The 20,447-nt window shown below is 39.0% G+C and carries 23 protein-coding genes and 1 riboswitch; of the genes, 20 read left to right on the forward strand and 3 right to left on the reverse strand.

What is annotated here, in order from left to right; genetic code table 11:
• Nucleotides 1-31: 31 nt before the first annotated feature.
• Entirely contained in the window at nt 32-595 is a 564-nt protein-coding gene (locus tag ABS917_RS06830; RefSeq protein ID WP_350478306.1) for a DUF4256 domain-containing protein, read from the reverse strand.
• A gap of 337 nt (nt 596-932) precedes the next feature.
• Between ABS917_RS06830 and ABS917_RS06835 the strand changes: the two genes are divergently transcribed.
• From ABS917_RS06835 to ABS917_RS06845, 3 genes are all read left to right on the forward strand, one after another.
• A complete protein-coding gene (locus ABS917_RS06835; protein ID WP_008406560.1) occupies nt 933-1,133 on the forward strand; it encodes a cold-shock protein in 201 nt (66 codons plus the stop codon).
• A gap of 171 nt (nt 1,134-1,304) precedes the next feature.
• A complete protein-coding gene (locus tag ABS917_RS06840) occupies nt 1,305-2,342 on the forward strand; it encodes a DUF1835 domain-containing protein (protein WP_350478307.1) in 1,038 nt (345 codons plus the stop codon).
• Nucleotides 2,343-2,401: 59 nt separating this feature from the next.
• The gene (locus ABS917_RS06845; protein ID WP_350478308.1) at nt 2,402-2,743 is read left to right on the forward strand and encodes a hypothetical protein; all 342 of its coding nucleotides are present in this window, start codon (nt 2,402-2,404) and stop codon (nt 2,741-2,743) included.
• Nucleotides 2,744-2,838: 95 nt separating this feature from the next.
• On the opposite strand, the gene ABS917_RS06850 is transcribed toward ABS917_RS06845, so the two are convergent.
• Together ABS917_RS06850 and ABS917_RS06855 are read right to left on the reverse strand one after the other, a co-directional pair.
• A complete protein-coding gene (locus ABS917_RS06850; protein WP_350478309.1) occupies nt 2,839-4,146 on the reverse strand; it encodes a serine hydrolase in 1,308 nt (435 codons plus the stop codon).
• A gap of 216 nt (nt 4,147-4,362) precedes the next feature.
• Nucleotides 4,363-4,575, reverse strand: a complete 213-nt coding sequence (locus tag ABS917_RS06855) for an alpha/beta-type small acid-soluble spore protein (RefSeq protein ID WP_008406565.1) — start codon at nt 4,573-4,575, stop codon at nt 4,363-4,365.
• Nucleotides 4,576-4,848: 273 nt separating this feature from the next.
• On the opposite strand from ABS917_RS06855, the gene ABS917_RS06860 reads away from it, so the two are divergent.
• From ABS917_RS06860 to ABS917_RS06940, 17 genes are all read left to right on the forward strand, one after another.
• The gene (locus ABS917_RS06860) at nt 4,849-5,616 is read left to right on the forward strand and encodes a class I SAM-dependent methyltransferase (RefSeq protein ID WP_350478310.1); all 768 of its coding nucleotides are present in this window, start codon (nt 4,849-4,851) and stop codon (nt 5,614-5,616) included.
• Nucleotides 5,617-5,628: 12 nt separating this feature from the next.
• The gene (locus ABS917_RS06865; protein ID WP_350478311.1) at nt 5,629-6,432 is read left to right on the forward strand and encodes a GNAT family N-acetyltransferase; all 804 of its coding nucleotides are present in this window, start codon (nt 5,629-5,631) and stop codon (nt 6,430-6,432) included.
• A gap of 13 nt (nt 6,433-6,445) precedes the next feature.
• The gene (locus tag ABS917_RS06870; protein ID WP_350478312.1) at nt 6,446-6,850 is read left to right on the forward strand and encodes an acyl-CoA thioesterase; all 405 of its coding nucleotides are present in this window, start codon (nt 6,446-6,448) and stop codon (nt 6,848-6,850) included.
• 21 nt (nt 6,851-6,871) lie between these two features.
• Nucleotides 6,872-7,672, forward strand: coding sequence for a DUF2785 domain-containing protein (locus tag ABS917_RS06875; RefSeq protein ID WP_350478453.1), 801 nt, complete (start codon nt 6,872-6,874; stop codon nt 7,670-7,672).
• A 15-nt stretch (nt 7,673-7,687) separates the two neighbouring features.
• Nucleotides 7,688-8,572: a S16 family serine protease gene (locus tag ABS917_RS06880; RefSeq protein WP_350478313.1), complete on the forward strand. Its 885-nt coding sequence runs from the start codon at nt 7,688-7,690 to the stop codon at nt 8,570-8,572.
• Nucleotides 8,573-8,741: 169 nt separating this feature from the next.
• Nucleotides 8,742-8,928: riboswitch (cobalamin riboswitch) on the forward strand.
• 225 nt (nt 8,929-9,153) lie between these two features.
• Nucleotides 9,154-10,815, forward strand: a complete 1,662-nt coding sequence (gene cobJ, locus ABS917_RS06885) for a precorrin-3B C(17)-methyltransferase (protein WP_350478314.1) — start codon at nt 9,154-9,156, stop codon at nt 10,813-10,815.
• A gap of 8 nt (nt 10,816-10,823) precedes the next feature.
• Nucleotides 10,824-11,603 (forward strand): precorrin-6A reductase, encoded by a 780-nt coding sequence (gene cobK / locus ABS917_RS06890; protein WP_350478454.1) that lies wholly within the window; start codon nt 10,824-10,826, stop codon nt 11,601-11,603.
• Entirely contained in the window at nt 11,593-12,258 is a 666-nt protein-coding gene (locus ABS917_RS06895; RefSeq protein WP_350478455.1) for a precorrin-8X methylmutase, read from the forward strand. Before cobK ends, ABS917_RS06895 begins: the two co-directional genes overlap by 11 nt.
• Nucleotides 12,233-13,369, forward strand: coding sequence for a cobalt-precorrin-5B (C(1))-methyltransferase (locus ABS917_RS06900; RefSeq protein WP_350478456.1), 1,137 nt, complete (start codon nt 12,233-12,235; stop codon nt 13,367-13,369). Before ABS917_RS06895 ends, ABS917_RS06900 begins: the two co-directional genes overlap by 26 nt.
• On the forward strand, nt 13,344-14,540 hold the full coding sequence (gene cbiE / locus ABS917_RS06905; RefSeq protein ID WP_350478457.1) for a precorrin-6y C5,15-methyltransferase (decarboxylating) subunit CbiE: 1,197 nt from the start codon (nt 13,344-13,346) through the stop codon (nt 14,538-14,540). Before ABS917_RS06900 ends, cbiE begins: the two co-directional genes overlap by 26 nt.
• Entirely contained in the window at nt 14,537-15,241 is a 705-nt protein-coding gene (cobI, locus tag ABS917_RS06910; RefSeq protein ID WP_350478315.1) for a precorrin-2 C(20)-methyltransferase, read from the forward strand. The genes cbiE and cobI overlap by 4 nt, the downstream gene beginning before the upstream one ends.
• Entirely contained in the window at nt 15,241-16,023 is a 783-nt protein-coding gene (gene cobM, locus ABS917_RS06915; RefSeq protein ID WP_350478316.1) for a precorrin-4 C(11)-methyltransferase, read from the forward strand. The genes cobI and cobM overlap by 1 nt, the downstream gene beginning before the upstream one ends.
• A complete protein-coding gene (locus tag ABS917_RS06920; protein ID WP_350478317.1) occupies nt 16,016-17,155 on the forward strand; it encodes a cobalt-precorrin 5A hydrolase in 1,140 nt (379 codons plus the stop codon). The genes cobM and ABS917_RS06920 overlap by 8 nt, the downstream gene beginning before the upstream one ends.
• On the forward strand, nt 17,152-18,510 hold the full coding sequence (locus ABS917_RS06925) for a cobyrinic acid a,c-diamide synthase CobB (protein WP_350478318.1): 1,359 nt from the start codon (nt 17,152-17,154) through the stop codon (nt 18,508-18,510). Before ABS917_RS06920 ends, ABS917_RS06925 begins: the two co-directional genes overlap by 4 nt.
• Complete coding sequence (locus tag ABS917_RS06930) at nt 18,507-19,139, forward strand: precorrin-2 dehydrogenase/sirohydrochlorin ferrochelatase family protein (protein WP_350478319.1); 633 nt, start codon at nt 18,507-18,509, stop codon at nt 19,137-19,139. Before ABS917_RS06925 ends, ABS917_RS06930 begins: the two co-directional genes overlap by 4 nt.
• A complete protein-coding gene (gene cobA / locus ABS917_RS06935) occupies nt 19,136-19,897 on the forward strand; it encodes a uroporphyrinogen-III C-methyltransferase (RefSeq protein WP_350478320.1) in 762 nt (253 codons plus the stop codon). Before ABS917_RS06930 ends, cobA begins: the two co-directional genes overlap by 4 nt.
• Nucleotides 19,891-20,445, forward strand: a complete 555-nt coding sequence (locus tag ABS917_RS06940; protein WP_350478321.1) for a nitroreductase family protein — start codon at nt 19,891-19,893, stop codon at nt 20,443-20,445. The genes cobA and ABS917_RS06940 overlap by 7 nt, the downstream gene beginning before the upstream one ends.
• Nucleotides 20,446-20,447 lie beyond the last annotated feature (2 nt).

Raw genomic sequence — 20,447 nt, forward strand, 5'->3', positions numbered from 1 at the left:
GGCTTATTTTTAGTTGAAATTGATAAACTAACTAAACAGTAAGAGACCCTCTAAATCCTCGCGCACCGTAGTAAGAGTCAGCACCGTTGTGGTACATGAAAATTGTCTCGTATCGACGGTCGCAGAAAATTGCTCCGCCAAGTTTACGGATATCCGGTGGTGTCAAAACCCAACTTGATGTTTTCAAATCGAATTTTCCAAGTTGCTGCAAAGAGCGGTATTCGACTTCCGTTAAAATGTCAATTCCCATTGACGCGGCCATATTCATAGCACTGTCTTCTGGTTTGTTTTTCTTACGCGCATCCAATGCTTCCTGGTCATAACAAATACTTCTGCGTCCTTTAGGGCTTTCTGATGAGCAGTCCATAAATGTGTATGTGTCCGTTTCATGGTTATATGCAACGATATCAGGTTCTCCTTCTGTACGTTCCATTTCATTAAGAGACCACAATTTTACCGGATTTGCTTCAAGTTTCGTCTGCACATTTTCCCAATCGATATTCGGATGACGTTCCATATGCTGTAAAAAGCGTGCTTTCAATTTTGTGAGAAGTTGTTCTTTCTGTTCGTCTGTTAATACTTTTTTAGCTGCCATAATAGTGAACACCTCGTTAAGTAGTTGATGCATTTAATGATACTGTAGTTTTGAGAATAATGTCTAGTAATGGTTAACTTTCAAAATAAATAAATCTACTTCCAAACATAGATTGCATCATAATTAAATATGTTCAGACAATGAATTATTTCATATGGATAGACAAATGAAGAAGTTTGTTATATACTAGTGTTAATAAGAAATGTTACAAGACAACAATAAATTCACCTATTACAAAATGTATTCGTGTTTTATTTAGTACTTTTTGTAATATGTGAATTTTTTCTTTCTGAGGAATTGTGATCTTATTAAATATAATTAAATGGAGGTCATTTAAATGACACAAGGTACAGTAAAATGGTTTAACGCAGAAAAAGGTTTTGGTTTCATCGAAGTTGAAGGCGGAAACGACGTATTCGCTCACTTCTCAGCAATCCAAGGCGAAGGTTTCAAATCTTTAGACGAAGGTCAAAAAGTTGAATTTGAAATCGAAGACGGTCAACGTGGCCCACAAGCTACAAACATCGTAAAACTTTAATTTTAATGATGTAACGATAAACTGCATCCCAAATATGGGATGCAGTTTTTTTGTGGCTAAAATTAAGAACAGAAAGAAGTATAGTTTACCGATAAGCGGGATCTTTCCTTCAGGAAAGTTATACCAAATGAGGATTTAATGGTAAAATTTAATGAAAAGGGGGGTATCCATTTGTTTAATGACTTGAACGCTGTTATTGATCAATTAGAAGGCAAAGAACGGAAAGCCTTATTAATGCAAATCTTTTTACGGATGCAAGTAGTCGAAGAAAGAAATGGTTATTCAGAGGAGCAATTCTTTTTAGATATTAAAAATACATATAACAACCTGTTGGAGTACAAAAAGAATCAAGCAAATGTTGAGCCTGTACAATATCAAGCAACACATATTGTCTTTGGAGATTCGCCATCAGGCAGCCTGAAATTTGCTTTAAAAAAGTTAGGGCTAAGTCATCAGGAAAGGATTATTACGTTTTCCGATTTGTTTTCTATTGGTCCCATTTGGAACTTACATAACTTACAAGGTATTTCGAATCGATCTAAATGGTTTAGAAATCATATCATTATTGATGATGAGGACCTCTATCATCACGAAGAACATTTTAAACAAACGATTGTAGACCTCCAACAAACGCCAAATGATCACCCAATTATTATTTGGGCAGGGGAAAATGCACATGAACAAACGGGTTTACGGTTTGTACTTTATTTATTAAAAGAGAAGGCAAACGATATCCATATCATTCATACTAATGAAGCATATAAAACTTATTTTGATAGACCCGATATCGATTTTACGCCGTTAAATATGGGGGAACTGTCATCAGATCAATTAATGGAAATTTACGAAAACGAGAAAAAGGGTCATCTATTGACGCAAGCGGAAAGTAAAACATTAGAAGATGAATGGAAGCAGCTTTGTCAAACTAATGATGTTTTAAGAATCCGGGAAAATCAAAAGATAAAAAGTGTTCCTGAAAATTTTTATGATGCTTACATTATCAATACAGTGAAGAAACTTCATCAAAATAAACAGAATAAGGACTTTATAAAATCAGCCAGAATTATCGGAGAAGTAATGGGTCATCTGGATCAATATATTGGTGACCATTTTTTAGAATATCGTGTCAGACGTTTAATTGTCGATGGTGTATTTGACTTGGAAGGTGTACCAAAGGCAATGCGTTACTATAGTATAAAAATTCGGTAAAGGTACTATATGTAAATTTAGCAACATTACAAAACGACCAGAATAAGAGCAGAGGGAATATGAAAAAAATCAATATACCGATCATCTTGAATTTAGCCGCACTTATCTTTATAATGGCGACCTTTTATTGGGGATTTGAACAATTATTTATGACGAAATTGGTGTTAATTTTCTTTGCACTTGTCTACTTATTATTTGAAATAAAAAAGGATTACATTTCGAGAAATAAGATGTTATTTATCATTTTTAGTGTCGTTAGTCTAATCGCAATAGTGATAAGTATTCTTGCAGATAATAACTCATTAAATCGCGCAATCAATAATACGGATTATCTTATTCCTTTGTTTACGTATGTCCTAATAGTCATTATGTATAAAGAGCTGTATACGGAAAGTGGATAAAGGATCAGAGGAATAATCGATTGAAAAAGATGCTTAGCCAAATCAGGCAAAGCATCTTTTTAGATTGTTGCGGTATTTATAAAATCAAACCAAACTTAGTTGAAAAGCGCCTCACGTACCTCATCGCGAAAATCTGCATTGTTCAAAAGCTTTCTTTCAAATGAATTTCGATTGTTTCTCAACAGGAAATGCTCATAAAATTTCAGGTTATCAAGTAAAATAACAAATTCGTACTGATCTCCCTTAAGGTTTTCGACATACATCGCATTGTTTAAGACGAACAGTGTAGAGCCACCTTTTGAGCCAAGATGTGTATATTTCTTATAATTTTCTTCATTTAATTGCATCGGCCATTCCATTAAATCCCGGATTGTTTCAGCCGCATTTGGTGACAGCTCGTCATTGGAGATAAGGGCGAGCAGTTTCCCGTAATCATTAGCAGAAGCGCCAATTAACCGGTCTGACCAAACTTTTTGTACGGCTGGGGATGAGTCAAATGTAGCTTCACTTGCATTAATTTCGCCTGTTTTCATTTTTAGGCTTATCGATTGGGCTAACTTACGATAGTTTTCCATCGATAAGTTTTGGAGTGCCTTGATTAATTCTTTTTCGGACATCCCATCTTTTTTAATATATTCAGGGATCATAAGCGCACTGACAATTGGATAAACGTCTTCATGCTGTGTTAAGCCTAAGTCTGTTCTGCGTTTATTTATCGCATCAATACCGAGCAGATTAATTAAATAGTCTGTATTGGCATTTGAGCTATACGTAATCATTCCTTTTGCAACATCATGTAAAGTGACTTCATTATTCTCGATGCCCCCATCTTGTTTCATAGCTTCTAACCATGCTTCATGAGCGCCCCCATCAGTATTTTTCAAATAAAAACGGTTCAAATCTTCCAATGGTACTGTTTTGTCTTTTTGAATGTTGTTTTCTTCAACTTGCATGGCATATTCAAGGGCAATAAGAATTTTTACTGTACTTGCTAAAGGCCGTGTAACAGTTGACTGATAAGTAATGACAGGCTCACCATTTTCAGCAAAATATAAAGAGCTGGATTCCGGATTATCTTTTAAATGTTGGATAATATAATTCGGATTGTCTCTGAGTAAAACATATGCTGCAATTCCTGCAATTAAAGTAATGACCCCGTAAATAGTTAGTCTCTTCTTTGTATAGGTTTTACGATCAAGCAAGATCATTGCCAGAAAACCGAACAGTAAAGCAGTGAGGAAATTTATATTGAAAACTAAAACGGCAATAATTATTCCGGATATTATAGCAATTGTTGCAATGGCTTTTTGAATTTCTTCACGTGTTCTTTGCTTCTTATCCAATAAAGGAATTAAAGTAAAGAAAATAAATCCGAACAAACCAATCCAAGCATAAATATTCATTTATGAACTTCCTCCCTTAAAAGACATAGCTCAAATTTATTCAAGCCCCTTTACACCAAATTTTAATGGTTATTATTGTCTTTTACGGAGGAAAACTTTAAAAGTTTCATTTATATAAAATCAATTATGAATTGTTTGTCTATGTATGTATTCTTCTTGAAAAGCCAAAATGAAAAGAAAACGCTACAAGTTCATGTAGCGCTTCCTTTTCGTTAATTATTGTTGATTGTTTGAATTACCGCGTAATTGTTGCTCTGCCATTTGAACTAGGCGTTTCGTAATTTCGCCACCTACAGAGCCGTTAGCACGTGCTGAAGCGTCTGGTCCTAATTGTACACCAAACTCTTGTGCAATTTCGTACTTCATTTGGTCAACTGCTTGTTGTGCACCAGGTACACGTAATTTGTTTGAGCTGTTGTTGTTTGCCATCTATTATCGCCTCCTTATGACTTTAGAATGCACAGGGAGGAAAGTTTCATACCATATCAGGAATAGGTAATTTACAGTTTAATTGGCAATATTATTATAAAATGATGTAGTTTTTATAACCGAATTAACATCTATAAACACCAAATCACTCAGGAAAGAACGTATTGCAACATAAAAAATCAAATAATAGTTGGATTGTAAATTATGGGATAAAATGGTTTAATTGGGATATCTAATATAGATTCATCATTGTACATAATAAATGGGGAAGGAATGACTTTTTTGAATTCAATTATCGAAAACAATAAAAAAAGCTGGGATATTGTTGCGAAGCATTTTGCTGGAGGAGATGCGTTGCCAAGCTATGGACCTTTAGCGCAAACAGAAGAAGAACTGAATTTAATCGGAGATGTCGCCGGGAAAACGGTGCTGGAAGTTGGGTTTGGTAGCGGTCATTCTCTTTTATATATGAATAACAATTGTGCAAAGGAGCTTTGGGGTGTTGATTTTTCGGGTGCCCAAAAGAAACTGGCGCAGAAAACTTTAAACGGCATTGAGGCAAACTTATTTACGGCTCCAATGGAAGAAGAAATCGGATTGCCCAAAAATTATTTTGATTTAGTGTACTCCATTTATGCGATTGGCTGGTCAAGTGATCTACCGGCAACTTTTAAGTTAATTCACAGCTACTTAAAAGAAGGAGGCGATTTCGTTTTCAGCTGGGAACACCCTTTCTATAATCAAATCAAATGCCGAGATCATCAGTTTATTTTAACGGATTCCTACCAGCGTGAAGGATATATTGAAACAATGTCATTTAAAGGGGAAGATGCACCAATGCAAATACCGAAATATAAAATGGCGACATTTATAAACGAACTTATAAAAGCAGACTTTGAACTTGTAGAAATTATTGAAAGTAATATTCCATGCTCTATAAAAGATGAAGAAATTCCGTATTCCGAAAAGTATTATTCTCTACATAAAGCAAGCCACTTTCCAACGACCTTTATTGTGAAGGCTCGAAAACGTACTTTATAGGAGGTAAGTAAAATGATTCGAAAGTTAACAAACGAAGACCTTAAAATTACAATGGCACTTGTACATAAAAAGCCGGCAGAAAATTTATTTATCATAGGTGACATTGAAGCGTATGGGATGGAATCTGATATTCAGGATTTATGGGGGCAATTTGTAGGTGATCAGCTAATAGCGATTTTACTGCGCTATGATCAAAACTATATTCCGTATAGTGAAGGGAATTATGATGTCGAAGGATTTGCCAAAATAGTTAACGAAAACCGAGGTCGGATAGAAATATCGGGACTTCAGCATTTAGTCACTCCATTAAAAAAATGGATTGACCGCGGTATTCGTCGGGACAGCGAAACGTATTATGCAAAATGTACAAAATTAACGGTTCCGACTGCCGAATTGGATTTTTCAAATGTAACGTATTTACAGCCAAGTGAGTACGAAGAAAATATTGAAATGCTCAAATCGATCCCGGAATTTTCAACGGGTACATTTAGTGTTGAAGGAAGAGAGCGTGCTGAAAAATTTAAAACTGGGCGTACTTATATTATTCGTGATGAACAAGGCGTGATGGTCTCATCAGCATCAACAACAGCGGAAAATTCCCAATCCGCGATGATTGTTGGTGTCGGAACGAGACCAGGTTACGGGAAAAAGGGATATGCGACACATTGTATGTTAAAACTATGCGTTGACTTGCTCGCCGAAGGAAAATCAATTTGCCTGTTTTATGATAATCCTGCTGCCGGACGCATTTATAAGCGGATTGGTTTTGAAGATATCGGTTTTTGGACAATGGTTCGATATGAAGAAAGAAAATAAGGGAGATAATATTGTGAAAATTTTATTAGCAGAACAACCGATTCATATAAATGCCTATGATATCGATGCGATGGGCATTGTAAGTAATATTGTTTATGTAAGGTGGTTTGAGGATTTACGTATGGCTTTTTTAAATGAGCATTATCCATTAGCGGAAATGATGGCAGTACAAATCTCCCCAATCTTGATGAAAACAGAAATCGAGTACAAAGCCCCTTTAACAATCTTCGATAAACCGCTCGGACGGTGCTGGATGGTGAAAGTCGGGCAATCAAGTTGGGAAATGGAGCTGGAAATTACAACGGAGAAGCATACACATTGTATCGGAAAGCAGTCAGGATGCTTTTTCGATTTAGAAAAGAAAAAAGTTGCCAAAATACCTGAACCATTAAAAAAACTTTTCGAAATGGAGCAATAAAAAGGAGCAATTCAATTGGTGATGAAAGAACATTTAGAAGGAATAGTAAATAAAACGACCAATCTGGATTTAATTGATTTTAACGGATTAATCGAGTTCATGCTAAAAAATACCGGAAATACGGATGGACATTTACGTGATCACTTAATTTATCGGGGATTTTGCGAATTAATTCTGAATGAACAATATACTGACAAACAATTAAATGCAATATTAAAAACATGTTTGGATGATGAGCATCTTTATTTAAATATTACACACAATGCCCCTTCTGATGATGTTTTTACAAAATCATTTTCAGCACTTGTTATTACGCTTATTTTAGGGAAAGACCGTGAAAAAAGAATTTTGCCTGAAGAACTCGTAGTTGAGGCTATTCACCGTAGTATTCGTTATTTATTTTTTGAGAAGGATTACCGGGGTTTTGTCAATACGAAGGGCTGGGCACATGCGGTTGCACATGGAAGTGACTTATTGACAGAAGCAATTAGACATCCGTTGATGACGGATTCACAATTATTTTGTAGTGCATTACAAAGTTTAAAAAGCTGTCTTCATACTGAATATGCTTTAATCGATGAGGAAGAAGAACGCATGTTACCGGTCATTGATGCATTACTGGATAAGGGACTGACGGATGAGCAATTGTTAACGTGGCTAAAAGAATTGCATTACATAGAAGTAGAGAATTGGCATAAGAAATACCGGTATGAATGGAACGTGAAGAAATTCGAGGCAACATTATTAAAGCATTTATTAAGTTCAACCAAATGTACACAAACAACTAATTGGATTGTTTTTGGAAGTCCAACTATAGTTTAGCAAGGAGTTGAAAAATTGAGACGTCTTTTTTTAATGATACTGCCGTTCTTTTTATACATAACAGGTTTACTATCATATTATTTTGATAACATTAACGGTTATCAATTTATTATTTTTATCATGGTGGGCTTGGGTATTTCAATTTTCGGTTTTTTTCTTTACCGAAACAACAAGAAGTTGAAAGCAGCTTTTTTGGGGATTTTTTATATACTAGCTCTATTGGCTATGTTCGAAAGCCGACTGATTGAATATGAAAAGTATACTTACTTTCTTGTCTCATATAACGAGCCTTTTGAAATAGTCGAAGATTCAGGTATCAATGTACTGGCAGTGGAAGTTATTGAAGCTCCATATATAACAGATTTGGACTACCTAATTCATAGTGTGGAATTTTCAACTAATAAAGAAATTCTGGATGTGGAAGTTGTCACGAATAAAATCCGGTACCGTTCGAAAAACGAAGAATTACTAAGTTATGTACGTCCTGCGGAGAAACATTTTGAAACAATGAAGGAAAATGTCAATGCTTATTTACCTGAAAACTCTTCTGCTATTAATCGATTTTTAGAAAGAGAGGATATAGAAGGTGACAGTGCAGGACTTGCCGCTGTTTTAAGCGCTCTTATCGAAAATGGTGACGTTAACAATGACGTTCCGATTGCCGTAACAGGAGCGATTGATAGCAAAGGTAATGTGAAGGAAATTGGTTCGATAAAAGCGAAAATCTTAATTGCTGAACAAAGCGGCTTTTCTCATATTCTAATACCTATGGAAAATGAAGAAGAGGCGAAGAAAGTAAAAATAAATGAGCAACCTGATATCAAAATTATTGCTGTCACATCTATAAATGATGCCGTGGATTATGTAAAAAAGCTAAATGAACCCGTAACAGGAAAATAATAAAGTGAATAATTGAAATTAAACAACCTTTGATTAGTTGTATAGTAAATTTATGTATAAAACACCTAATACACGACTAATAAACGCTCCAGTTATGCTCAGAAGCTTATGGAGAAAATAATTACCCTATCATTTTTTAACAGACTATGTTATTTTTATAATAATTTAATAATTTGCAATTTAAATGAGTGCTTACAGATTTTTGTAAGGTAAAAGGGAAATTAGTGCAAGACTAATGCAGCCCCCGCTACTGTAATAGCTGATGAAATCACAATGAATCACTGTCGTAATGATGGGAAGATGTGAAAGTAAAAGGAAGCTTAAGCCAGGAAACCTGCTTATTTAAACGATACTTACTTTTCGGAGGGAGAGGTATAGGCGAAACAAGTAATTGTTTTTGTGTTTTCTATACTTTTTTAGTATTAATTTCACATGCCCGTACCTCTTTCTGATGAGAGGTGCGGGCATTTTTTATTTCTTAGTGGATACGTAATACCAGTTTTTATTGGGATCCACACAAGTAAAATTATCATCACTCCCTATGGGGCGAGATGTATTTTTCTATAACGGAGGGTGTATACATGCAAAAGGGAAAAATCTTTGTTGTAGGGTTCGGTCCTGGAGATCGTGAACATATAACAAAACGTGCAGTCGATGCGCTACAGCAAAGTGATCACATTATGGGCTACAAAACGTATGTAGAACTGATTGAGCATTTAGTGACTGCGAAAACCATTGTCAGTACGGGAATGACTGAAGAAGTTTCACGTGCACAAGAAGCTGTAAAACAAGCTGAAGCCGGCCATATTGTTGCCGTTATTTCCAGTGGGGATGCGGGTGTTTACGGGATGGCGGGGCTCGTATATGAAGTATTAATCGAAAAGGGCTGGACTGCAAAAGTAGGCATTGAAGTAGAAGTTGTTCCGGGTATATCTGCGATTAACTCCTGTGCAAGTTTACTCGGCGCTCCGGTTATGCATGATTCGTGCACAATTAGTTTAAGTGACCATTTAACACCTTGGACGGTAATTGAAAAAAGGATTGAGGCAGCTGCAATGGCAGACTTTGTCGTTGCGTTCTACAATCCGAAATCTGGCAGACGCACGAGACAAATTGTTGAAGCACAGCGTATTTTGCTTAAGTATCGTTCTCCGGATACACCTGTTGGACTAGTAAAAGCTGCTTACCGAGATACGCAGGATATTGTGTTAACTACACTAGAAGAGATGCTGGAACACGATATCGGAATGTTGACTACGGTAGTCGTAGGGAATTCCTCAACATTTTACTATGATAATAAAATTATTACACCTCGTGGTTATCAGCGTAAATATACGTTGGGAGAAGAAAAACAACTATTAAAACCGCACCAACGTTTGAAAAAAGAAGCGGAACCTTGGGCGTTGGATCAGGAAACGGGTGAAGCAAAGACAGGGTATGAAAAAATTGAAGCTATCGAGAAAAAAATAGTTGAACCAGCAGCCATTAAAATAACCGCATTACAGCTTGCAAATGAAGCATTAGCGCTCGTACATAAAGAAACGTCAGTAGTAAAAGTTGAAGAAAATCCTTTTTTAGTTCAGCAAGAAGTGGAATCCATATTTGAGTTTGCTGTATCACCAGGTGTTGCCAATAAAATGATTACACCTGCACAAATGATTACATTGGCAGAGGTTGTAGGGGAACGGGGTACGATGGAATATACGCCCGATCATCGTCTCGTGTTGAAGGTACCAACTGATTCACCTCAAAGAATCGTAGAAACGGTAGAAAAAACGGGTTTACTTGTTCAACCTGTCGGCGACGTAGTAATCGTCAAGGCGTGTGATTTCTGTTACGGCGAAAAAGCGGAATCCATTCCTTATGCTGAACAGATCATGGAAACGCTCGGGGGCATTAAAATGCCGAAAGAGCTGCACGTCGGTTTTAATGGATGCGGTATGGCATGTTATCGAGCGGTTTTTGATGATATCGGCATTGTTTACCGTAAGAAAAAGTTCGATTTGTTTATCGGCTCTAAACCAGTTGGGCGAACAGCTCATGCTGCACAACCTGTCCTGGAGGGAATCGATCCGGAAAAATTGATTCCTTTACTAACGGATATCATTGCGGACTATAAAGAAAATGCACATCCTAATGAGCGTTTCTTTAAATATTTTAAACGTGTGAAGAAAATACTGAATTTCAATTATGTTGATATGTCATGCAAAATTAAAGTGGAAGAAGCCCCGTGTGGAGATTAGGTGAGACGATGATTTTATTTTTAGCGGGAACAAGTGATGCAAGAGAGCTGGCGAGTCGATTAATGCAAGCCGGCTATGATCTGGTGGCCACTGTTGTTACGGATTCTGCTGCTGCGAGTCTAAAAGATGCGAATGTTCCATATCATGTCGGTCGCTTAACAGAACAGCAAATGTCGGAACTGATCGAAGAACGATACGTAACAACGGTGGTAGATGCAAGTCATCCGTATGCGGAAGAGGCTTCTAAAACAGCGATGGCTGCTGCAAATATAACGGGTATACCCTATATTCGATATGAACGTCCCCAACAAAGCTATGTACATCTGCTCGTTACGGAAGTGGAAACGTATAAAGAAGCGGCAATTGCTGCATCCGCACATTCAGGAACAATTATGTTGACGACAGGCAGTAAAACGCTCGCAGTTTTTACGGAGCAATTATTACATAACGAAAATATTCGTCTTGTCTGCCGGATGCTGCCAAATAAAGAGAATATGGATAAATGCAATGCACTTGGTGTGAAGCAACGCGATATTATCGCAATCCAAGGACCGTTTTCTAAAGAATTGAATAAAGCGCTTTACGAACAGTTCAGCACAACACTTATTATTACAAAGGAAAGCGGGAAAGTCGGTTCTGTAGACGAAAAGATGGATGCGGCTCTGGAAATGGGTATTCCCGTCATCTTAATTAAAAGACCAAAAATACAATATGAAAACTTATGCACTTCATTTGAGGAAGTGTTTGAAAAATTAGGAGGCAAAAACAATGGCAAATATGAATTTTAATACAGATTTCGTACCACTAACAGTAGACCCGGACAAAATTTATGACTATAGTTTTGCGATGATTAAAGAAGAAATGGGCGAGCATCCATTTACGGATGAACAATGGCTTGTCGTTCGCCGTGTTATCCATGCTTCAGCAGACTTCGAACTGGGCCGCAGCATGATTTTTACGGATGATGCGATTGAAGCGGGCATTCAGTCAATTTTAGCTGGACGTCATGTTGTTGCCGATGTTCAGATGATTGAAAGTGGATCAGGGCGTAAACGATTCCAAAAACATGGTGGGGATTTGCATTGTTATATCGCAGATGAAGATGTATCAATCGAAGCAAAAAAACTGGGAACAACTCGTGCCATTATTTCGATGCAGAAGGCGACGCAACTACAAGAAGGCGGAATTTATGCAATCGGGAATGCTCCAACAGCATTACTTGAATTAATTCGCCTGATTAAAGAAGGTCTTGCAAAGCCGGATTTAATTATCGGAATGCCTGTTGGGTTCGTTTCGGCAGCAGAATCAAAAGCGGAATTAGCGATTTTAGAAGGAATTCCGTTTATTACGAATGTAGGAAGAAAAGGTGGCAGTACTGTAACCGTCGCAGCATTAAATGCCATCTCAATCATGGCAGATGAACGAGCAAAAGAAGCGAAATAAAAAAGATCCGTCGGAAATGCGTCACGGCTATACAACTGGAGCTTGTGCAACTGCGATGACAAAGGCTGCCTTGTACGCACTTGTGACCGGAGAAGTTCCTGAACATGTAACGATTCATTTACCTGTAGGAAAGGATGCCACATTTACGGTGGCATCATTTGCAGTAAAGGACAATGAAGTGATGTGTGAAACGATTAAAGATGCCGGGGATGATCCGGATGCAACACATAAAGCACGTATTCAAAGCACTGTCCGTTTTGTAGAAAAAAGCGGTGTCCATCTGGATGGCGGAGTCGGTGTTGGTCGGGTGACAAAGGCAGGATTACCCGTCCCTGTGGGAGAAGCGGCTATTAACCCTGTTCCGAGAAAAATGCTTCATGGCGTCGTCGAAGAAGCGATCCAACTTTTCCAAATTGACAAAGGAGTCGAAGTAATTATTTCAGTTCCGGACGGTGAGGAAATAGCGAAGAAGACGTTAAATGCAAGGCTTGGTATACTGGGCGGAATTTCTATATTAGGTACGCGCGGTACAGTCGTACCCTTTTCAAGTTCAGCATATATGGCGAGTATCGTGCAGGCGATCAGTGTTGCAAAAGAAGCAGGCTGTGACCATCTTGTCATTACAACCGGCGGACGCAGCGAAAAATATGCAATGAAGCAATATCCGCATTTACCAGAAGAAGCATTTATAGAGATGGGAGATTTCGTCGGTTTTACATTAAAGCATATTGCCCGAAAAGAGATTCCCCAAGTATCGCTTGTCGGGATGATGGGGAAATTTTCTAAGGTAGCACAGGGTGTCATGATGGTGCATTCAAAAAGTGCGCCTATCAGTTTTCCGTTTTTGGCTGAAATCGCAAAAAAAGCCGGAGCTGATCCAGAAATAATCGAGCAAATATTGCATGCGAATACGGCATCACAAGTAGGGGAAATCATGCAGGGGAATGACCAATTTTTTGAAGCGCTTTGTAAAAACTGCTGTTACTTTGCACTGGATCATATGAAAGCGAAATTACGTGTTTCCACATCGCTGTATGCAATGAACGGGGACATGCTAGGAAAGGCTGAGAATATTGAACAAATGGATGAAAATGATTGGTATCGGGGATAACGGTCCAGCAAGTTTACTCCCCCAATATATCGCTTGGATCAATTCAAGTGAAGTACTTGTTGGTGGTGAACGTCATCTTGACTTTTTTCCGGAATACACTGGCGAAAAAATCATTATAAAAGGCGGACTCTCACGACTCGTGAAAAAGCTGCATGCAGAAAAAAGGAACGTCGTTATTTTAGTATCGGGTGACCCGCTATTTTACGGTTTAGGGGGAGTTTTGGCTAAAAAGCTCCCATTAGAAATTTACCCATATGCAAGCTCTGTTCAATTAGCATTCACAAAAATGCAGGAAAGCTGGCAGGATGCTTATTTAACGAGTGTTCATGGCCGGTCAATGAAAGGGCTTGCCCAAAAAATCGATGGCCGAAAAAAAATAGCGATATTGACCGATGAAGAAAATTCACCGAATGCACTTGCCCGTTATTTAAAAGCGTATGGCATGACCGAATACGATGCGTTTGTAGCAGAAAACTTGGAAGGTCCAACTGAACGATGTCGTCATCTTTCTCTGGATGAAATGGAGAATGCCGAATTTTCTCCATTGAATGTCGTTATTTTAAAGCAGCGTGAAACTGTTGAGCGTGCGTCAATCGGTATTGATGATGACAAGTTTATTCAGCGAAAACCGGATAAAGGGCTTATCACAAAAAAGGAGATCCGAGTGCTTTGTTTACAGGCACTGCAATTAAAAGAAACAAGTATCGCATGGGACATTGGGACCTGCACGGGGTCAGTTGCTATTGAGATGTCGAAAATAGCCCGGGAAGGTCAAGTATTTGCGATTGAAAAAAATGAAGCCGATTTGGAAAACTGTCTTCAAAATCAGCATATTCACCGTACTGACTTTACAGCTGTTTTAGGAAAAGCACCAGAAAGATTAGAAGAATTCCCTGATCCGGACGCCATATTCATTGGTGGAAACGGCGGCAATATGGAGCAGTTACTGAAATTATGTGTCGATCGATTAAAGCCAAATGGCCGCATTGTTATGAACATCGCGACTATTGAAAACTTGGCAGAAGCTATGGGGCATTTTAAAAAGTTCAACTGTGATGTTGCTGTACTGCAGGCACAAATCTCAAAAAGTAAGCCAATTTTAAATTTAACGCGTTTTGAACCGTTAAATCCAATTTTTATCGTAACAGCACAGAAAGGGTTGGAAATATGACAATCGGTACATTAATCGGATTAGGTGTTGGACCAGGGGATCCTGAACTTATCACAGTAAAAGCTTTTCGAATGTTGAAAGAATGCCCGGTAATTGCCTATCCTCAAAAACTACGCGGTAGTAAATCGTATGCTCAACGAATAATCGATGTGTACGTTAATCCGGCAGAAAAGGAAATGCTAGGACTTGTATTTCCGATGACGAAGGACGAGGAAACGTTGCAGGAAGCATGGTCTAAATCCGCTGAGAAAATCTATGCACATTTGAAAGAAGGGCGAGATGTCGCTTTTGTAACGGAAGGCGACCCGATGCTATTTAGTACATATATACACTTGATGAAATTAATGAAGGAAATGCATCCCGAAGTTCAAATGAAATCTATAGCAGGGATATCTTCATTTAATGGAACTGCCAACCGTTTAGGAATCCCATTGGCAGACGGCGATGACCATGTAGCAATGATTCCGGCGACTTCGGATATGGCAGAAATGCGTCGTGTTATTGAGACGCATGACGGAATTGTGTTCATTAAAGTAGCAAAAGTATTGGATGACATGCTGGATTTACTTGAAGAAATGAACTTACTAGAAAAAACGTATGTTGTGACAAAAGTAACTTCAGATGAAGAAATTATTTGGAAAACGAATGAATTGCGTGGAGCTGAGCTCAATTATTTATCATGTATGGTGGTGCGAAAATAATGAAGAAAATTTGGATTATAGGTGCTGGCCCCGGAGACCCGGATTTAATTACTGTGAAAGGTCTTAAACTGCTTCAACAAGCGGATGTAGTCATGTATACAGATTCTTTAGTTAGTGAAACTCTAGTTGCCGAAGCCCGTGCGGATGCAGAAGTGATCCGTACAGCAGGCATGCATTTACAAGAGATGGTTGATTGCATCGTCGAACGCGTCAATGAGGGGAAAATGGTTGTGCGTTTACATACGGGTGACCCGGCAATGTACGGGGCAACAATGGAACAAGTTGCATTGTTAAAAAACCATAATATTGGCTATGACGTTGTTCCAGGTGTAAGTTCTGTATTTGCTGCCGCTGCTGCAGTAGGGGCCGAATTGACGGTTCCTGACTTGACGCAAACTTTGATCTTAACACGAGCAGAAGGACGTACACCAGTACCTGAGCGTGAAAAACTGCAAGCGTTGGCAAGCCATCATTGCACAATTGCAATGTTTTTAAGTGCCACATTAACGAAAAAGATTACAAAAGAACTACAGGCTGCCGGCTGGTCGGATGATACACCGGTTGCGGTTATTCAACGAGCTTCATGGCCGGATCAAAAAATCGTTCGCACGACAATTGCTGAACTGGATGAAGCGATGCGGACAAATGGCATTCGCAAACATGCGATGATTTTAGCCGGCTGGGCACTTGATCCGAACATTCATGAAAAAGATTACCGTTCAAAATTGTATGATGCTACATTTACACATGGTTTCCGTAAAGGTGTGAAAGTCGATGATTAATTTACGGGAAGGTGAAATACCGGAAGTTCGTGTAACAAAACCTTATGCACTAGTAGCCATTACAAAGCATGGTGTGGCGAATGCGCGAAAGTATGCGGAGAAGTTTCCGTATGTCGATGTCTATTATATGAAGAAATTTGAGCAGGGCGATGAGGCTGAAAAAAATATTCAATTATTTGACGGGACGGTGCGCCTGCTGCTGCCTGCATTATTTAAAGCATATAAGTCGATGATATTGATTATTTCCCTTGGCGCAGTCGTTCGGATGATTGCCCCGATTTTAGTAGATAAAAAGAAAGATCCGGGTGTTCTCGTTGTTGACGATAAAGGACAATACGTCGTGAGTGTTCTATCCGGACATATTGGGGGTGCGAATGCCCTGACAAATGAGTTTGCACAGGCAATCAATGCGACTCCGATTGTAACTACAGCATCCGATGTTCAAAAAACAATCGCGGTTGATTTATTTGGTGCACGGTACGGATGGGTTTGGGACAGTGAAGAGAAATTAACACCTGTCAGTGCTTCAGTAGTGAATGAGGAACAGGTTGCGATTGTTCAGGAAACCGGTGAAAAAAAATGGTGGATGCATGAAACACCGATGCCTGATACTTTGAAAATTTACCGGACAACAGAGGAAGCAATCGCTGCAAAACCACATGCTACATTGCTCATTACCGATCGTATTATCGGAAAAGAGGAAGAAGTATTACTCGAAAACGGTGTAATTTACCGACCAAAATCAATTGTTTTGGGAATGGGCTGTAATCGCGGAACATCTGCAGAAGAAATTGAACAACTAATTGATGAAACGCTTGCAGAACTAAAGCTGAGCAAAAAAAGCGTCAAAGCAATCGCCACAATCGATTTGAAAAAAGATGAGCAAGGTTTCCTGCAAGTAACGGCTAGAAACAACTGGCAGTTTATAACGTATACACCCGCAGAGCTTAATGAAATGCCGCTGCAAAATCCATCTGAAACAGTATTTAAATTTACAGGGGCTTACGGTGTCAGTGAACCCGCAGCATTAAAGTGTGCCAATGCGACGGACTGGCTTTTGAAAAAAAAGAAAAGCGGCAATGCAACCATTTCTGTTTCCAGGATTACATTTGAAGAGGAGGTAACCGGATGAATCGGTTCGTATTAGCCGGAACAGGAAGTGGTGTTGGAAAAACGACATTTACCATTGGTATTATGCGTGCACTAATGAAGCGCGGCTTAACTGTTCAAGGATTTAAATGTGGTCCGGATTATATCGATCCGACGTATCATACAGCTGTAACGAAACGGTCTTCACGCAATATTGACAGTTTCATGATGTCAGAAGATGTGGTCCGCACAATTGTCGCAAGAAACAGCATAGATTCAGATGTTTCGATTATTGAAGGAGTAATGGGTTTCTATGATGGAAAGTCACCATTATCGAATGAAGGATCGGCAGCACATATAAGTGCTATTACGAGTAGTCCGGTAATTTTAATTGTCAACGCAGCGAGTATGGCTCGAAGTGTAGCTGCCATTGTAAAAGGATTTCAGCAGTTGGATGACAATGCCAATATTGTGGGGATTATTGCCAATCAGTTGGGCAGTAAAAGTCACTTTGAAATTATTAAAACAGCAATTGAATATGAATGCAAAGTTCCTGTTTTGGGCTACTTGCAAAAAGGTGAGGTACCAGCATTGCCGAGCCGTCATTTAGGTTTAGTACCGGCAATTGAACGAGGAGACCTCGATTCATATTTCGACGAGCTTGCAGATGCTATCGAAGCAACTGTTGATCTGGATTTGCTGCTACAAGTTACAAAAGCGGCCGAATTGGAGCAAACTTCAAAAATTTTCAATACGCAAACAAACACGCAAGAAATTCATTTAGCTGTTGCAAAAGATGCAGCATTTAACTTCTATTATGAAGAAAATTTTGAATTACTCAAAGCGAACGGTGCAAAACTGCATTTCTTCTCACCTCTTGAAAATGAACCGGTTCCTGAACAAGCACAAGGTTTATATATTGGCGGAGGGTTCCCTGAAGAATTTGCAGAAAAGCTTTCTAAAAATGAACAGGCAAATATTTCGATAAAACAGGCAATTGATAAGGGAATACCAACACTTGCAGAATGTGGCGGTTTCATGTATTTGACTGAAGAAATTTTCAACCGTGAAGGAAATGGCTACAAAATGCTAGGTGTCATTCCGGGGATTGTTCGTATGCAAGATAAGTTAGCGGCTTTAGGCTACAGAGAAATTACCGGTGTGGAGGGCAACTTTTTAATTGGTGAACAGGAGCTGGCTAAAGGTCATGAATTCCATTATTCGGTATACGAAGGAAATCATGAAACACCTGCTTATTTTACAAAAGGACGCTTTGGAGCGAAACAGGAAGGTTATTCACAAGGAAATCTAGTCGCTGGATATACACATTTTCATTTCGCATCCAATCCACAACTCGTGAAAAATTGGCTTGCAGCTTGTTTGGAGGTAAGAATATGAATTATTTTCCTTTAATGGTCAATATAGATTTTAAAAAAGTGGTGATTGTAGGTGGAGGCCATGTAGCCCGTCAAAAAGTTGAAGCATTATTACCTACGAATGCCCAGATTACCGTTGTCAGTCCGACAGTAACGGATAAGTTAAAAACATATTTAGATGAAGGTAGAGCAGTCTGGAAACAAAAACTTTTTGAACCGGCCGATTTAGACGATGCAGCCCTTATTTTTGCGGCAACTAATGACGAAGCGGTCAATGATGCTGTGGAAGAAGCGACACAGCATTGGCAATTATTAAATCGTGCAGATGCTTTAGGTCGTATGGATTTTATGAACCCTGCTGTTGTCCGTCGTGGAGATTTTGTTGTAACAGTGTCGACAACTGGCGCAAGTCCGGCGCTTACTAGAAAAGTAAAAGCTGACTTAGAGGAACAATATGATGAAAGCTATGCAGATTACGTTGCATTTTTAAAGGAAGCCCGTTTACTTGTTCTTAAAAATTATGAAGGCGATGCAAAAAAAACAGCGCTTGCTCAATTACTTGAACCTGAAATACTGGATTGGATTCAGCAAAAGAATGAGGAAAAATGTGCACAGTTTTTACGTCAGATTGAAGCGGGAGAAGTCAATTGAGTGGATTTGTTTATATAGTTGGTGCTGGACCGGGTGATCCGAAATTACTGACAATACGTGCATTAGAATGCATTCAGTTAGCTGATGTCATTTTATATGACAGATTAGTAAACCCCGAAATACTAAAACACGCAACAGCCCATTGCGAATTAATTTATTGTGGCAAAGAACCGGGAAAGCATGGCCTAATACAAGATGAAATTCATCGTGTACTAGTTGCAAAAGCACTGCAGAACAAGCGGGTTGTCCGTTTAAAAGGTGGCGACCCATTCGTCTTTGGACGAGGTGCAGAAGAAGCAGCAATTCTTCGCAATGAAAACATTGAATTTGAAATTGTTCCAGGGATAACAGCAGGCATAGCGGCACCGGCATATGCAGGCATACCCGTTACACATCGTGATTATGCAACAAGCTTTGCCATTGTTACCGGGCATGGCCGTGAAGAAAAGGGGCAGGATTTTTTAAGCTGGTCAAGTCTCGCACAAATCGATACGATTGCGTTTTATATGAGCATCGGCAATATCGATCATATTACGAAAAGCTTAATCAAACACGGAAAGAAACCGACAACCCCGGTTGCAGTAATTGAATGGGGGACAACAAGCAATCAGCGTACGATTACAGGTAAATTAGAAACGATTTCCGAACAAATTCAGCAGCAAAAAATGGTCAACCCTTCGATGATTTTAGTCGGGGATGTCGTAGGAATTCGAGAAGAAATTGCATGGTTTAGTGAAAGGATTGAGACAACATGTTAGAAGCATTAAAAAGTCGACGAGCGGTTCGTCAATTTTTACCAAAGGAAGTAGAACGGGAGAAAATTGAACAATTATTGCAGGCGGCAACTTATGCACCGAATGACCGAATGCGCGAGCCTTGGCAATTTTATATTTTGCAAGGGGATAGTTTAAAGCGTTTTGAACAAGTAGCATTCGATTATTTACAGCAGCGCTTCCCGACAAAACCAAACTTAGTGGAAAGCTCCATGCAGGCAGTTACAAAAACACCGCTCATCATTGTCGTAACATCTGCCGTAGTGGAAGGAGATGAAGGGGCGACACTGGACAATAAGTTCGCTGTTAGCAGCGCAATCATGTCGATGTGGCTAATGGCTGAAGCGCTCGGTTTAGGTATGGTGTGGCGGACACGTGGTGTCGGTCTTGTACATGACACAGCTTTGCATGAATTTATCGGGGCGACGGATTTCGAACATCTCGTTGGTACGCTATGTATTGGCTATCCGGAGGAACCGGTTACAACTGAGAAAAAACGTACATCGTTTTCAGAAAAAACAACTTGGCTTTAGGG

This window comes from Solibacillus sp. (assembly GCF_040273735.1).
Lineage (GTDB): Bacteria > Bacillota > Bacilli > Bacillales_A > Planococcaceae > Solibacillus.